We start from the raw sequence: 14,756 nt of genomic DNA on the forward strand, positions 1-14,756 counted from the left end.
TCTCCTCCTGCATAATGCACGTTGGTGATTGCAGTGATGCACTTTTTGCATCACCATATGGCATGCTTGCGCAACTCCGTTCCTTTCTCGTGGTGGTCGAAGAAGGCAGTCTTCACCGGGCCGCCGCGCGCCTCCGCATCTCCCAATCCGCCCTCACCCGTCAGATGCAGGCGCTGGAGCACGATCTGGGCGGAAGACTTTTGGAACGCACCTCCGCCGGCGTCAAACCCACTAGCGCCGGCTACGCGGCCATCAACAAACTCCGCCCGGCCTTGGCGCAATTCGATGATGCCATGGGCGAGGTCAGAAGATTGCTGCGCGGGGAAAATGAACAACTACGCATCGGCTACATCGCCTCCGCCGCCAAAAAATTTCTCGAACCCGCCCTGATTGCGCTGCGAAAACAGCATCCCAAATTAAAACTCAAACTCCTGGACCTCACTCCCGGCGAGCAAATCGCCGGACTCCGACGCGGCGAAATCGATCTCGCCATGACTCCCCTGGAAGGCAACCTGTCACGCGACTTTCACATTAAAAAGCTCGCCACCTTGCCAATGCTGGCCGTCCTTCCTACCGACCACCCGCTCGCCGGCAAACCAAACGTCTGGATGAAACAACTCAAGGACGAAAGATTTGTCGGCGGTTCTGAAAAAGATTTGCCCGGCTACAATCGCTGGTTCACCCAACTCTGCCGCAAGACTGGTCGTTTCAAACCTCGCTTTATTCAGGACGCCACCAACCTGCCCGAAGCACTCGAACTCGTTTCCAACGAAGGCGCCGTCACTCTGCTTTCCGCCGACATGCAGGAACACATGACCGCCTGCTTCGCCATGGTACCCATCGCGGACCCCGAAGCCACCTTCGATTTGTTCGTCGTCTGGCAACGCGGCCGCACCTCCGATTCCCTCCGCACCCTCCTCGACTCCCTCTCCGCCATCTACGCCCGCAGCCCTATGAATCTCCAAAAATCCAAAAAGCTCGATCAAGTTCCAAATCCTCGACCATTAAGGCTTCTGGCGTGAAAACTTCTCTCCGTTCATGGATGACGCATCCGGAAAACTTTTCCCGCCGGATCAATCGTCAGCGTGACCGAATTATTGGTACCTACAACCGTCGGAACATTAGTGAGCGCACCCCATGAGGAAGGAACCGTCTGCACGGATTGTTCCAGCTTGAAACCGGAAACATTGGTGGACCATTGCAACGTGACACTGTCCCCAGCCTGTGAACAGCTTAACTTCGGCGCCTCCGCCCCGCCCACCAGCGCGCTCCAACCGCCCCAAATATGACTGGGACCGCTTTGCTGGTTAAAGTATTCAGCAGTGCCAAAATTGTGAGTCAGGGCTGCCAACTGTCCATCGGGCATCTGCACACCGGTAGTCGAACCAAATCCTGATCCCGCCACCGTCACCCAACCGCTCCAAGCCCCATTAACGGTTGCCTGCTGGTTCACCGTCACTGCGCTATAATCCCCCGTCGCGAATACCGCCATGCGGCCGTCCGACAACAAAATCGGTTCCAACCGCGTCAAAACACTTCCTGCCAGGCTCGTCCAACCGGACCACGCACCTTCCGGCGTCAGCTCCGAATTAATCCACGCTGCCGTCCCGCTCCCCACCGCGAACACTGCCAACCGGCCATCCGGCCGCGACAACATCCTCGCATAATTAAAATTTGTTCCACCAATGCTCTGCCATCCATTCCAACTGCCATTGACCGTCGCCTGCGCATTGATCCACACGTCTGTGCTCCCCACCCCAAGCACCACCAGTCGATCGTCTAGCCTTTTCACCAGGTCAACATTCCAAAAATTACTCCCTCCCAAACTCACCCACCCACCCCAGCTTCCGTTCGTGGATGATTGGGAATTAAGCCACATCGCTGTTCCATCTCCCACTGCCGCCCCAGCCAACCGCTGGTCGGAATAAATCACCCCCTTCACTTCGCTGAACGCCGGTCCCCCCAGATACGCCCACCCCATCCACGCACCGCCGGAACTCATCTCCGCATTCAGCCACACACGCGCATCACTCCCTATCCCGAGCACCGCCAGCCGGTCATCATTGTAACGAACGGTCGAAATCTTTTTGAAACCACTGCCGCCCAGGCTGCCCCACCCACTCCAACTCCCGGTACCCGGCAACCGAAAATTCCGTTGCACCACGCCGTTCGTAGGCACGGTGCACACCGCCAATCGGCCATCTGAAAGCAAGGTCGCACTCTCCAACGCCCGCTCTTCACCAGAAGGCGACGCCACCGGCACTCCGGGAGGAATCGGCTGCCCCAGGTTCGGCGTGTCGTTTGCAAGCCAGGTAAATTTCTGCGCACGCACATCCCGGGTGAAACCCGCCCCTTGATACTGCGCCGCATGGTAAATAATCCAATCCTCGGTCCCATCCAGGGAATGCGTAAAGCCACAATGACCCGGCGCATACACTGCGCCGTCGGCACCCACATAAGTTTTAAAAATCGGGCTGGAATTCTTCGTCCACGAAGCCGCATTCAAATAATTACCATCCGTGTTCACCATCAATCCCAGGCAATAATTATCCGTCCAAGTCCCATTCGCTGAATAAACAATGCACGTCTTGCCGTTACGTTTGAGAATTTCCGGTCCCTCGTTCACGAATGTTGAATTCGGATACTCCCAGGAATATGCGATCGTCGAAAGATTCACCCGCGGACCGCTGATGGTCCATGGATTGCTCATGGGAGCTATGTAAATATTTTGATTCCCATGCGTCGCCCCCGTCCAACCCGACCATACCAGGTAGAGCGTCCCGTCGTCCTTTTCCAGCACAGTCCCGTCAATCGCCCAGCAATCTGAAGGATCAGCAATCTTTCCCTTAAGCGTGTACGGCCCCAGCGGACTCGATGCTTCCGCCACGTACAGCCGGTGATTGGCATCCGTCCCGTCATCCGCCGCATAATAAATGTACCATTTCCCCTGGAGATAATGCAGCTCCGGTGCCCACACGTTCTGGTTATAGGGAGCCGACGGCGTGAATACCGTCGTGGCCGTGGTGTTGCTAATCCCAATCGCCCCGGCTATCCGTCTCGTCTGTCGCACCTTTACCGAAGCACCGGTCGTTTGCGTGTAATAATAAAATCCATCCTTGGCCACCACCCACGGATCCGCCCCATTGCTCACAATGGGATTAAAAAATGGCGCACCAAAAACACTCCCGGCCAGCCAGCAAAAAAGCACTAGGAGATATTTAAAATTCATACAAAATGTTTAACCTTGTGGGCATAAAACCACCACCTCAAAAAATCGTCAGTCCATCTCTTACAGGGCTGACGAATCAAAAACCTCATAATTGGGATTCTATCATTAACACCGCGGCTTCAGCCATTAGTATCTACGCCAGTCGCAAAACTGCATGGCAACTCCCGATACAACTGATCCCTCCCGGTTAAGAACGTCCACGACGGCAACCTGCGCCATGGAGCCAATTGAACCAATCATCGCGAACCGTGCTCCCTGTCTCCTTTCGCAAAACAGTTAACCACCCCTTGAAAATCAAACTCTCCAGACGCACTCCAACCCAACGCGCAATCTCCGAAGGTCCGTAGGACCGAAAGTTTATAGCCACAGGCAAAATAACGGACCCGCTTCGGCCCACGATTCCAAACAATTCAACACACGCAACCCGAAGCGGAACCCACCAACCCAATCCAGCGCATCCCCATTATCCTCGCCAATTCTTTACACACCTCAACCCCTCGCCAGCCTCTACTCATGTACACTTCACCAAAGTTCAGGGTTCGCCTCCATTCTCCTTTTTTATCCCATCCACAAACCGCCTCGCCTCCATCTTGACTAACTCATTGAAATTTTCCGCCGTCGCCTTTTCGTAGGTATGTGGATAAACACCAGCCTCAATATTATCAAGTGCATCATCCAAATAAAGCCAGACCATAAATTCTGAACCATAATTGGTAGCGACACATATTCGATAAAGTTCTTTGAGCCCCACCTTTGCCTCCAAAGTTCCCGCGACAATCCGTTCCGCCAGATCACAGGCATACGCCCTAAACTTTCCTGCCTCATCAGGCTCCGGAATTCCCAATTCCCGTAAAACCTGACCAAAGTGTTCCTCAGCTTCAAAAATACTCCCCATGGGATCGAGCCCCGCCAAAATCCGCAGATGATAACCATCCTTGCCTTGCACCAGTCTTTCCACCGCCCATTCGACATAGTCACGGGCATCAATGCGGTTCATCGTCCGCTTACCGAAAATAGTTGCAGTAGAAAACGACATATCACTCAATTCCTATTTAATGGCACCCTGAACTCTCCCCTGCATTCTCTGTCTCCCAATTCGCGCCCCTTCGCGAAATTCGCGGATAAAATCCACTCCCCCAAACCGGTCTTGGGAGCCTTCACGCCCCCAAGACCATTACCCCAAACTCAGGACAACACCAACGTCCCCTCACCGCTCACAATACTGCTCAAGGCCGATTGCGTCTCTCCCACCTTGATCTTCACCACGGCCTTCTTGTTTTCCACCGCGCGCAGAGCCTTGATCACATCCATCACCGTCATCGGCTTCGTCGTAATGCGCGTCTTCAACGCCGCAAACTCAGGAGCATCAGGCCAAAAAGCCGTGCCCGCCTCATCGATCACTTCCTGCCCCCACGGAAAATAATACAGCTTCGACTCCGGATTCAGATTATCCACGGCGACCACAAAGCCGTAGCTCACCTTCTTCTCTTCAGCAACCTTGCGGATCGTTTCATTGGTGATTTCAGATACTTTGATTTTCTTCATGATTTACTTCGTTAATTTACAACTCAATTTTCAAGTTCACGGCGTACCCGCCGATAATTCATCAGGTTCATCCCCATCCGGTTCGCCCCGGCTTCCCATTTCGCGCGCAGGAGAGTATGCAGTCAGAATCCATTTTGCAACTTCAGCACAAACTTTTTTACCGAATTACCCATGCCACCAGAAAAACCGCCCCACGCAACACGCAACACGCAACACGCAACACGCAACACGCAACACGCAACACGCAACACGCAACACGCAACACGCAACACTTTCCCTAAATTCTTCCTTGCCCCCAGCCTCTCCAAGTAGTATCTACCGTACTATGAACTCCCCGATCTCCCGCCGCTCCGCTATAACCAAACTCGCCGGCACCGCCGCCAGCATCGCGGCCGCTGCCGCCCTGTCGCAACGCCTCACCGCCGCCGACAACGCCGTCGCTGCCGCCGCACCAGATCTCAAAGGCCACATCAATCATTCCGTCTGCGCCTGGTGTTACAAGGATGTTCCCCTCGAGGAACTCTGCAAATCCGGCAAGGAAATGGGCCTTCAATCCGTCGAACTCCTCGAAATCAAGGACATTCCCACCCTCAAAAAGCACGACCTTATCTGCGCCATGGTCAGCGGTGTTCCCGGCGGCATCACCAGCGGCTTAAATCGCCTCGAAAACCACGACAAGATCGTCACCTACTTTGAAGAAAACCTCCCCAAGGTAGCCGAAGCCGGTTTTCCGAACATGATCTGCTTCTCAGGCAACCGCAAAGGCATGAGCGACGAACAAGGTCTCGAAAACTGCGCCATGGGCCTCAAACGCATCATGAGCGCTGCCGAAAAGCATAAAGTCACCCTCTGCATGGAATTGCTGAACAGCAAGGTCAATCACCACGATTACATGTGCGACCTCAGCAAGTGGGGCGTTGAACTCTGCAAAAAAGTCGGCTCCGACCGCTTCAAACTCCTTTACGACATCTACCACATGCAAATCATGGAAGGCGATGTCATCCACACCATCAAGGATAACCACCAATACTTCGGCCACTACCACACCGGCGGCGTTCCCGGACGCCACGAGATCGACGACTCCCAGGAGCTCTATTATCCCGCCATCATGAAAGCCATCATCGAGACCGGCTTCAAAGGCCACGTCGCCCAGGAATTCATCCCCGCCCGCCAGGACGTCCTCGCCTCCCTCAAACAAGGCGTCCAGATCTGCGACGTCTGATTGTCCCTGCCTGGAACAACTTTCGATTAGACCGTACTCCAAAAAGAATGTCAAAAAAGGGTTGTGCTCTGATGGGAACTCAACCCTTAATGGCAATCCGCACCATCATGCCCAATCAACCATGCGCTGCCAGACGTGGTCACCCTCTCCCTTTGCGCATGGGAGAGGGCGGGGTGAGGGAAGATGCGCCCGGACTCCGCGCCGCCTCGGGTGACTCCCACGCCCCCCAACCCATGAGGCGGCCAACAGCTCGCTCCCTTTCCGACATTCATTTTGAGAAATGTTATAACAGCGGCACGGCCACACCGCGTCGCTGTTTCTTTTATCGAAAGCAAAGCTAGCTCCGCTCAAGCCTTGCCCACCAGAACTCTAAAATCATTTCACCCGCACTGCCGCGAACCAACACGCAACACGCAACACTAATCCCCCATCACCGGCTCCGCCAAAAACTCCACCTCCCAACTCTTCGTAAACGCAAACGTCACATCCAAACTTTTCGCATCCTTCGGAATCTGAACTCCAAACGCGTAATTTATCTCCCTCAATGTTGCCCCTCGCCCTCCCGTGCTTCCCACGCTGAAAACACCCCGTACTTCCACCTTTCTTCCTTGATCATCCTTCACCTCGATTAGTTTCAGATGCGTGTCTGACATCGAACTTGGCGCAACCACGTGCAGACCGGTTTCACGCGGAAATTCAATCCAGTCCTCCGGCACCTTCGCCCCGGCAGCGCTCACCCCTTGAAAACCGATTTCCGCACCGTAAATATTTGTTTGCGCCTGAAACTTCACAATCCCCTTTTCACCGGGAACCGGCACACCCTTGATCGTCCAAAGCTCCTCCGCCGGATAATCCTCCGACCGTGTCACCTGCACTTTCAACTTCCACGCCGGCTCATCCAGCCACAATGCTCCTGGAAAAAAATAATACTGTTGCTGCCCCTTCCACGAACTGTTGGAACTTTCCCCCTCGCGAAACTCCCCATTCGGAGAAACTGCCTCAATCCCCGTAACCTGCCATTTCTTCGTTACTTCCCCCTTATCCTTTAATTCGAATACCGCGAGGGTATACGCCTTGGCATTTTTCTCCTTGCCTATTCCCGCTTCAAGTCCGGTCAATCCAGTTTTCAATCTGACCAGTGTGACCTCCAATTCATTCGTTTTTCGGGTCGCCGGCAACGCCTCCGCCTTCCATGCCACACCAGGCTTTCGCGATTTGTTGGGAATCTTAAACTCCCCCACCGGCTCCAGATGACTTCCCAGGGTTCTATAAATCCGAACTCCAATTTCCTTCGACGTCCGTGGAATCTGCCTTAACTCCCAACCTGTGAGCGTCTTTCCATTTGGTAACGAATACGAGTCATCGGGACCATACTGCACTTGTCCCTCCAATCCATTATCATCCGCCGTCGCCAGATACACCGACATCCCCGGTATGGTGCTATTTTTCGCCGTATTATCCTGCCACAACCAGACGACAACCGCATTCGAACCACTCGGTCTGTGCGATGCAATTCTTGAACCCAATCCCGCCTGCCACTTCGACGGCAGTAAGGCCGCCGCATAATCCTGCCAGCGGTTATCGTACCGCAGCTTATGCTTCGCTCCGTATGTCACCCCTGCCAGCGACATCACCGAGCCATCCGGCAAACTCCACGTCGGCACCGGTTTAGGCTCGCGCGTTACCAGCCAACCAATCGCCACAACCAGGGCAACCGTGAACAACATGCTCAGTATCCTGAGCTTCAACCTCGGTATCATTACAACAAATTCAGTGCCGGCTAGCGCAATCCCAGCCCAAGCACTTCTTTACAATACTTCAAACTCCGCTCCAACTCACTCTTTTGATATTCCTGCTCTGCCGTTTTGTCGGCTGAATGATGTGGCTCAATGGCATGCCCACGCTTCGCCATCATCAAAAACTTCGCGAAATCATTCGCCCTGGCCTTCGGATACTGCTGCCAAAACTCCTGCTTCAAATAAGCATACTCCTTTGAAAATCCTGAAATGATCTCCAAATGCGCCGGCACACCGGGACAGACCTCCCCAAACTTTTTAAAATAAACTTTCCAATCGACTAATCCCTCACCGGTCCCCGTCCACTGCACCTTCGCACCATCCGCGTACTCCCAAACCATTGAATCTCGCAATCCGGTCGACAACACATACGGCGCCAAAATCTTCAAACTCTCCATCGGATCTTCCAGCGTCCAGGTCGCATTCCCGGCATCCAGCGTCGCCCCGACATATTCCTTCCCTGCTTCCTCGATCAAATTCACCAGTTCCCACGCCTGCATGTCACCTGCATGATTCTCGATCGCAATCTTCACCCCGGCATCCATCGCCCGGCTCCGCCCCGCCTTGCACACCTTCACCGTGTCCTTGATGCGCGCCTCAATCCCGCCTTCGGTCTTGCGATCATCCTGCATCCCCAAGATCACCCGCAATACTGGCGACCCCAAAGTCTGCGCCACTCGAATCCCCAATGCCAGGTGCTCATCCGCCGTTCCCCATTTATTTTTAAAGAACTTCGAAGTCGGACAAATGCTCCACGTTCCCGCATGAATCTGCACTCCCACATCCTTCGCCTTCGCCCTCACATCCTTCAAATACGACTCGCTGAAATTCTCATACGCATCCAAATCAGAAATCAAAATGGAATCCAATTTCAACGATGCCGCATAATCCAGCAACTCGGGTGCCTTCCATCCCATCGCCCGGATGGAAAAGTTGTCAAAACCCAGCTTGATCCCCGTTTTGGCTCCGCTGGGAGTTTGACTCTCCGCTTCAGCAGTCCCCACCAAAGCTATTCCAGCGCTTGCCGTGGCCACAGTTTTAATAAAAGTGCGTCGATCAGAATTATAATTATTCGTTTCCATAGGAGGTCGCGTCATTGACTTTTAAGCAAAATTCTCTTTACTGACGAGCAAATGTTTTCTGTGCCAACGTTCACTGGCCCGGTTGAATTCACCCCCAGCTTTTCTCCCCGCCCGCAAATCAGCCATGTGGTCTTCGATTTCGATGGCACGCTCTCCTGGCTGCGCCACGGTTGGCCGGAACTCATGTATCAACTTTTCCGCCCGCTTTACCCCACTATTCCAGGCGAAACCGAAGCTACCATCCATAATTTTCTGCTCGGTGAAATTCTCTCGCTCAACGGCAAGCCTACCATCTTCCAGACCAACCGCTTCGCCGAACTCGTCCACGCTCGCGGTGCCCAATCTCCTTCTCCCGAAGCCCTCTTGCACGACTATCAATCCCGCCTCGACCAGATCATCGCAGAGCGCACCAACCTCATTTTGACTGGCCGCGCCTCGAAGGATGATTTTGTCGTCTTCGGCGCGCGCAAGTTCCTCGACCAACTCCACGCACAAGGCATCAAGCTCATCATCCTCAGCGGCACCATCGAACACCGCGTCAAGGAGGAAGCCGCCTTGCTCAACCTGGCTCACTATTTCGGTCAACACATTTACGGCAGCCGCCCGGATTCCAACGAACTCTCCAAGCGCATTGTCCTCGACCGCCTCCTGCGCGACGAAAAAATCGAAGGCCACCACCTCCTTTCCTTCGGCGATGGTCCCGTGGAAATCTTCCACACCCGCGAACTTGGCGGTTTGGCGGTTGCGGTAGCCAGCGATGAGGACGATAATGGTTCAGGCAAAATGGACCCCCACAAACGCCAGCAACTCCTCAAAGCGGGAGCCGACGTCGTCATTCCGGACTATCGGGATGCCGCCACACTGCTCAAAATGATTCTCCAGCGATGAAAAAGCTCCCCACCCCACTCGACCTCAAGCAACTCAAGGTGTTTCCCCTCGAGCAACGGCTCAGCGAAGCCACCATCGAAGACACGCTCATCAATCTCGACGCTCCCCCGCCCGCTCTTCCCAACAACCTCATGCAGGTGGTTCGGGAAACAGCCAAAAGCATCGCCACGGCCCACAAGAAGCGCGCCAGCGTCATGTTGCTTTACGGCGCCCACATCATCAAAAACGGTGGCGCACCCATCATGAACGCCTTGATGGAACTCGGCTGGATCACCCACCTCGGCACGAACGGTGCCGGCACCATTCATGATTGGGAATTCTCCTTCCTTGGTCGCTCCACCGAAAGCGTGAAGAAAAACGTCGCCACCGGCACCTTCGGCACCTGGGATGAAACCGGTCGCAACATCCATCTCGCCCTCCTCGCCGGTGCCCTGGAAAATCAGGGTTACGGCCAAAGCCTCGGCCGTTTTATCATGGAAGAAGGCACCACACTTCCATCCACCGACTCCCTTATCGAACTAATTTGCAAACATCCCACCCACCCGCTCACACCCGCCCGCACGGAATTGCTTCAAGCCATGGTGACCCACAATCTCCCTGCTGACCGCATCTCTGTTCCACATCCCTGGAAACAACACTCAGTCCTCGGCAACGCCTTTCGCCTCGGTGTTCCCCTCACCGTCCATCCCGGCATCGGCTACGACATCATCACCAATCACCCCATGTTCAACGGTGCCGCCATTGGGCGCGCCGCCGACATCGACTTCCGTCTCCTCAGCACTGCCGTGGATAATCTCGAAGGCGGCCTCGTCCTCTCCGTCGGCTCCGCCATCATGGCCCCGCAGGTCTTCGAAAAAAGCATCAGTTGCGTCAACAACATCCGCCTGCAAAACGGCCGCGCCATCGTCCACAACCATACCTTTTACATCGTCGACCTCCAGGACGGCGGGAATTGGGACTGGACCAAAGGCGAACCTCCCAAAGAAAACCCCGCTTACTATCTCCGCTTCTGCAAAAGCTTCTCCCGCATGGGCGGCACGATGCATTATCTCCAACTCGACAACGTCGCCTTCCTCCACAATCTCTATCACCTGCTCAAGTAACCATGGATGCAGCCCGCTTCCAATCCCTCACCCGCCAATATCGTAAGCTCCGCATCGCAGTCATCGGCGATTTCTGCCTCGACCGCTATCTCGAAATCGACCCGACGAAATCCGAAGTTTCCATCGAAACCAACCTCACCGTCCATAACATCACCCACATTCGTTCCCAACCCGGTGCCGCCGGAACCATCCTGAATAATCTCGTCGCACTGGGCATTGGCGAAGTCCACGCCGTCGGTTTCTGCGGCGAGGACGGCGAAGGCTTCGAACTCCGCAAATCATTGCAGCAACTCAAAGGCGTCAATACCACCCACTTCATCTCCACGCCACATCGACGCACCTTCACCTACACCAAACCCTTGGTAATCTCTCTGGGGAAAACTCCAAAAGAACTAAATCGCCTCGACGTCAAAAACTGGTCCCCAACGCCTCTTCTGCTCCAGAAGCAAATCATTTCCGCTCTACACTCCATCGCCCCCAAAGTCGATGCCATCATCCTGATGGACCAGGTCAGCATTCCCGAAACCGGCGTCATCACAACCAAAGTCCTCAAAGCCATCACCTCCATCGTAAAGCAGCACCCCCATCTCCTCATCCTCGCCGACAGCCGCCTCGGCCTTAAAAACTTTCCGCCAGTCTGCCTAAAAATGAACGCCGCCGAACTCGCCGCCCTCACCGGTTTGCGCACAAAACTGAAACTCAAACAAGTTGCCACCTCCGCTTCAGCCCTGGCCAAACGCCACGGCCAAAATTGCTTCATCACCCTCGCTCAAAACGGAATCCTCGCCGCCTCCCCCGATGGCACCGTCGCCCATCTCCCCGCTCTCCCGGTTCGCGGCCCCATCGACATCGTTGGCGCCGGCGACGCCGTAACCGCCAACCTCACCGCCGCCATCGCCTCCCACTCAACCCTCCGCGAAGCGTTGGAACTCGCCAACGCCGCCGCCTCCATCGTCATCCACAAACTCGCCACCACCGGCACGGCCTCCGCAAACGAAATACAGAACATTCTCTATCATTGATGTCGTCTCGAATAATATCTACGAACATCCATTTTGTTTGGAGCGTAATAAATCTTACTTTATTTCGTCACGCACTGCCTTGGACAAATGGTCGGAGCTATCCACGTCCAACAGCTTAGAAGAAAGCACAAGCATTGTACCGTTGTTTAACAGTTCAGCTCTTTCAACGAATTTTGAAACTCTTGCTAATAGTTCAGTGGGTGTGAGTTTGAAAGCTCGCCCGCAAAGTTCTTTATCGAAATAACAAGCAGGAAAAATTCGATGTACCATGCTTCTTGCATCAAAACGAATTTCATACAATGTTTCCAAGTCCCGTTCAATTAACTCTTCAGGCTGAAGCCATCCGAGATAAGCATCAAAGGCTATAACGAGCTGGGGAAAAACCGGGTTGAGAAGCTCCTTATAATTAATCGTGCTCGCATCGAATTGTATTTCTAGAAAGTCGTCTCGACCTGGTTCATCAACTAAGTCTCTCCTAAACGTGTAAAAAACGTTTCCTTTTAATCCATCGCCAAGCCACTTGCCGATTGCGCAGTGCGCGGTAAGCTCCCTCCCAAAGCCAGGAGCGGGTGGCGCCGTCTTCTTCCATGTCCATGGGGCGGGCAATCCTTGAAAAGCGGCGACCAGTCGTGAATGCTTTTCAGCAACGCTTTCTTCCCTCTTTGGCCGGGAACGCAATTCTAGGCTATATTTCATTTACAATTTCTACTCATTAAAAGGAATAGGGTAGTTCCGAATGACTCGCGCTCCTTCTTTCGTTGGCTTCAAATACCCTGCTCGCTCTTGGCTCATACTCGGAGAGTGAGACTCTTTTCTCACGAATTAATGCCAGAAACATGCCCTTCAAAGCCAAACTCCCCTCTTCGATTTCACCCACGACGACAATCGCGCGGCAACGCCAAATCAATCAAAACACCTCAGCCGTTATCACCCTCTCCCCTTTGCAATGGGAGAGGGCCGGGGTGAGGGAAAATGCGCCCAGACTCTCGATTGCTTCGGGATCTTCCACGTTGCAGAATCCCACTACGTTTTCCCACACCGACAAACACCTCACCAACAGTACCCGCTAAATCCTACCCCTGCACCTGATTCAGCAATCGAACCTCCCGTTGCGGAAACGGAATCTCAATCTGATTCACCCGAAACTGTTCAATAATCGCCGCGTAAATCTCCGCCCCTGCAGCTCCTGCATCACTCAGTGACGCCCACGGCTTCACCGAAATGTTGATCGACGAATCAGAAAGCATTGAAATACCGACACCTGGAACAGGATTCTTCAGCACGCGCGGATTTTTGGCCAAAATCTCCCGCAGAATCGCAATCGCCTTGTTCGGATCTGTCCCGTAGGCCACTCCCACGCTCAAATCCAACTGCCGAATCTTGCCATAATTGTGCAAAATCTCCCCCACAATCTTGCGATTCGGAATCACCACATTGGAAAGATCCGAATGCGTCAGCACCGTCGAAAATAATTCGATATTCTTGACCTGCCCATGCACTCCTGCGAGCTCGATATATTCCCCCACTCGAAACGGCTTGGTAAAAATAATCAACAAACCCGCCACCAGATTGCTCAGCACTCCCTGCAGCGCCAAACCAATACCCACGCCCGCCACACCCAGACCTGCCACCAGCGGACCAATCGGAACTTTAAAGACCTGCAACACCATTAAAAGCACCGCGATCATGACCAGCAGCTTCACCACGCGCACGAACAACGTCTTTACTGGCGGTTCCAAATCATGCTTATCCAACCAGCCTTGAAGACTCTCCCCACCCAGCGTGACACAAAAATCCCCGCCACAAAAATAAGTTGCGGCAGCGATAACGTCCATGCCGTGATCTACACAAAAATCGACAAGCCTGGTTTTTAGATGTTCCGCAGTCGTGGTGACACTGTTCGTCGTTACGTCCATATGAGCTATTTTCTAGTTACTTTTTTGGATGCCAATTCAAAGCCGCTAGGCTCTCCGCACCCGTGCTAATATTAGCAAACCCCTTGCCCGAATCAAATCGAAATGACTCCCAGCTTCCTTCTTTCCACCCAATCACCACAGCCCCTACCCGTGCTCACCTATGGACCAACAAATAATAAAAGCCAAACACCGCAATGAAAACAAAAACCCCCTGCCTCATCCGCTTCGGATCAACCCGCCGCATGCAAAAATGCCCCAACCCCATCGCCAAAAACACCGGCACCACCACCACCGCCGCCAACGCCCACGAAAACTCCTTGAAATAACCAACCTGGCTGTAGCAAATCAGTCGCAGCACACAACTCGACGTAATCACCACCTGTAGAAACGCCATGATCTGCCCTTGGCTCCATGGATGCGCATACGCATATGCCGCCGTCGGAATGCCGCCCAAATTAAAGGCCCCGCTCAGACTGCCACTAAATAATCCAAACGGAACCGACACCGCCGGATGCATCGGCTGCAACTTTCGCCGCAGAAAAAACTCACGCGCCGCAAAAATCAGCATGAACGTCCCCAACACTCTCAACAATATCCCCTCACTTGTCTTTTCCAGGAAATACACCCCCAGCGGCACCCCTAAACAGGAACTAAAAAAGAATGTCGCTCCCAACCGCCAGTTGAACTCCCGATAATGCTGAAAAAATGTCCCCACCGTTGCCACCAACCCATAAATCGTCCCCACCATCGCCGCCTGTTTTAATCCCAGGATCAAAGGCAGCAGCGACATCGACACCAATCCAAACCCAAACCCCGTCAAGCCTTGCACAAACCCCGCTATGGCGAGGGTCATGGTAATAAACGCCCAGTGCATGTCGCCAGATTATGCGATTTCCATTGGAGCGTGTGAACAACTTTCTAAGAATCTAAATTTGCCTCTACACGAAACACGC

14 protein-coding genes are annotated in these 14,756 nt (G+C 53.8%); 6 read left to right on the forward strand and 8 right to left on the reverse strand.

The genetic code is table 11. The features are described from left to right. The first annotated feature begins 62 nt into the window (after positions 1–62). Positions 63–1,022 (forward strand): LysR family transcriptional regulator, encoded by a 960-nt coding sequence (locus tag CFLAV_RS10390; protein ID WP_007414666.1) that lies wholly within the window; start codon positions 63–65, stop codon positions 1,020–1,022. A 14-nt stretch (positions 1,023–1,036) separates the two neighbouring features. Here the strand turns inward: CFLAV_RS10390 and CFLAV_RS32145 are convergent, their stop codons facing one another. From CFLAV_RS32145 to CFLAV_RS10405, 3 genes are all read right to left on the reverse strand, one after another. Next, complete coding sequence (locus CFLAV_RS32145; RefSeq protein ID WP_007414667.1) at positions 1,037–3,229, reverse strand: family 43 glycosylhydrolase; 2,193 nt, start codon at positions 3,227–3,229, stop codon at positions 1,037–1,039. Positions 3,230–3,761: 532 nt separating this feature from the next. Next, positions 3,762–4,265, reverse strand: coding sequence for a hypothetical protein (locus CFLAV_RS10400; protein ID WP_007414668.1), 504 nt, complete (start codon positions 4,263–4,265; stop codon positions 3,762–3,764). A 149-nt stretch (positions 4,266–4,414) separates the two neighbouring features. Then, positions 4,415–4,774: a hypothetical protein gene (locus CFLAV_RS10405; RefSeq protein WP_007414669.1), complete on the reverse strand. Its 360-nt coding sequence runs from the start codon at positions 4,772–4,774 to the stop codon at positions 4,415–4,417. A 325-nt stretch (positions 4,775–5,099) separates the two neighbouring features. Here CFLAV_RS10405 and CFLAV_RS10410 point away from each other — a divergent pair, with 325 nt between their 5' ends. Beyond that, the gene (locus CFLAV_RS10410) at positions 5,100–5,996 is read left to right on the forward strand and encodes a hydroxypyruvate isomerase family protein (RefSeq protein ID WP_007414670.1); all 897 of its coding nucleotides are present in this window, start codon (positions 5,100–5,102) and stop codon (positions 5,994–5,996) included. Positions 5,997–6,415: 419 nt separating this feature from the next. Here the strand turns inward: CFLAV_RS10410 and CFLAV_RS32150 are convergent, their stop codons facing one another. Both CFLAV_RS32150 and CFLAV_RS10425 read right to left on the reverse strand, forming a co-directional pair. Further along, the gene (locus CFLAV_RS32150; RefSeq protein ID WP_007414671.1) at positions 6,416–7,723 is read right to left on the reverse strand and encodes a hypothetical protein; all 1,308 of its coding nucleotides are present in this window, start codon (positions 7,721–7,723) and stop codon (positions 6,416–6,418) included. Positions 7,724–7,776: 53 nt separating this feature from the next. After that, positions 7,777–8,874, reverse strand: coding sequence for a sugar phosphate isomerase/epimerase family protein (locus CFLAV_RS10425; RefSeq protein WP_007414672.1), 1,098 nt, complete (start codon positions 8,872–8,874; stop codon positions 7,777–7,779). A gap of 51 nt (positions 8,875–8,925) precedes the next feature. Between CFLAV_RS10425 and CFLAV_RS10430 the strand changes: the two genes are divergently transcribed. From CFLAV_RS10430 to CFLAV_RS10440, 3 genes are read left to right on the forward strand one after another with little or no spacing between them, the layout of a single operon-like run. Continuing rightward, positions 8,926–9,762 (forward strand): HAD family hydrolase, encoded by an 837-nt coding sequence (locus tag CFLAV_RS10430; protein ID WP_007414673.1) that lies wholly within the window; start codon positions 8,926–8,928, stop codon positions 9,760–9,762. Continuing rightward, positions 9,759–10,865 (forward strand): GSU2086 family protein, encoded by a 1,107-nt coding sequence (locus CFLAV_RS10435; RefSeq protein ID WP_007414674.1) that lies wholly within the window; start codon positions 9,759–9,761, stop codon positions 10,863–10,865. The genes CFLAV_RS10430 and CFLAV_RS10435 overlap by 4 nt, the downstream gene beginning before the upstream one ends. Positions 10,866–10,867: 2 nt before the next feature. Next, positions 10,868–11,887 carry a bifunctional heptose 7-phosphate kinase/heptose 1-phosphate adenyltransferase gene (locus CFLAV_RS10440; RefSeq protein WP_007414675.1) on the forward strand — a complete coding sequence of 340 codons (1,020 nt, stop codon included), beginning with the start codon at positions 10,868–10,870 and terminating at the stop codon, positions 11,885–11,887. A 54-nt stretch (positions 11,888–11,941) separates the two neighbouring features. Here CFLAV_RS10440 and CFLAV_RS10445 read toward each other — a convergent pair whose 3' ends face one another. Then, on the reverse strand, positions 11,942–12,583 hold the full coding sequence (locus CFLAV_RS10445) for a hypothetical protein (RefSeq protein WP_007414676.1): 642 nt from the start codon (positions 12,581–12,583) through the stop codon (positions 11,942–11,944). A 140-nt stretch (positions 12,584–12,723) separates the two neighbouring features. On the opposite strand from CFLAV_RS10445, the gene CFLAV_RS10450 reads away from it, so the two are divergent. Beyond that, positions 12,724–12,957 carry a hypothetical protein gene (locus CFLAV_RS10450; RefSeq protein ID WP_007414677.1) on the forward strand — a complete coding sequence of 78 codons (234 nt, stop codon included), beginning with the start codon at positions 12,724–12,726 and terminating at the stop codon, positions 12,955–12,957. A 3-nt stretch (positions 12,958–12,960) separates the two neighbouring features. On the opposite strand, the gene CFLAV_RS10455 is transcribed toward CFLAV_RS10450, so the two are convergent. Together CFLAV_RS10455 and CFLAV_RS10460 are read right to left on the reverse strand one after the other, a co-directional pair. Further along, the gene (locus CFLAV_RS10455) at positions 12,961–13,803 is read right to left on the reverse strand and encodes a mechanosensitive ion channel family protein (protein WP_007414678.1); all 843 of its coding nucleotides are present in this window, start codon (positions 13,801–13,803) and stop codon (positions 12,961–12,963) included. Between the two features lie 154 nt (positions 13,804–13,957). Beyond that, positions 13,958–14,677, reverse strand: coding sequence for a sulfite exporter TauE/SafE family protein (locus CFLAV_RS10460; RefSeq protein WP_007414679.1), 720 nt, complete (start codon positions 14,675–14,677; stop codon positions 13,958–13,960). Positions 14,678–14,756: the final 79 nt, after the last annotated feature.

The sequence above is a fragment of the Pedosphaera parvula Ellin514 genome, from assembly GCF_000172555.1.
Lineage (GTDB): Bacteria > Verrucomicrobiota > Verrucomicrobiia > Limisphaerales > Pedosphaeraceae > Pedosphaera.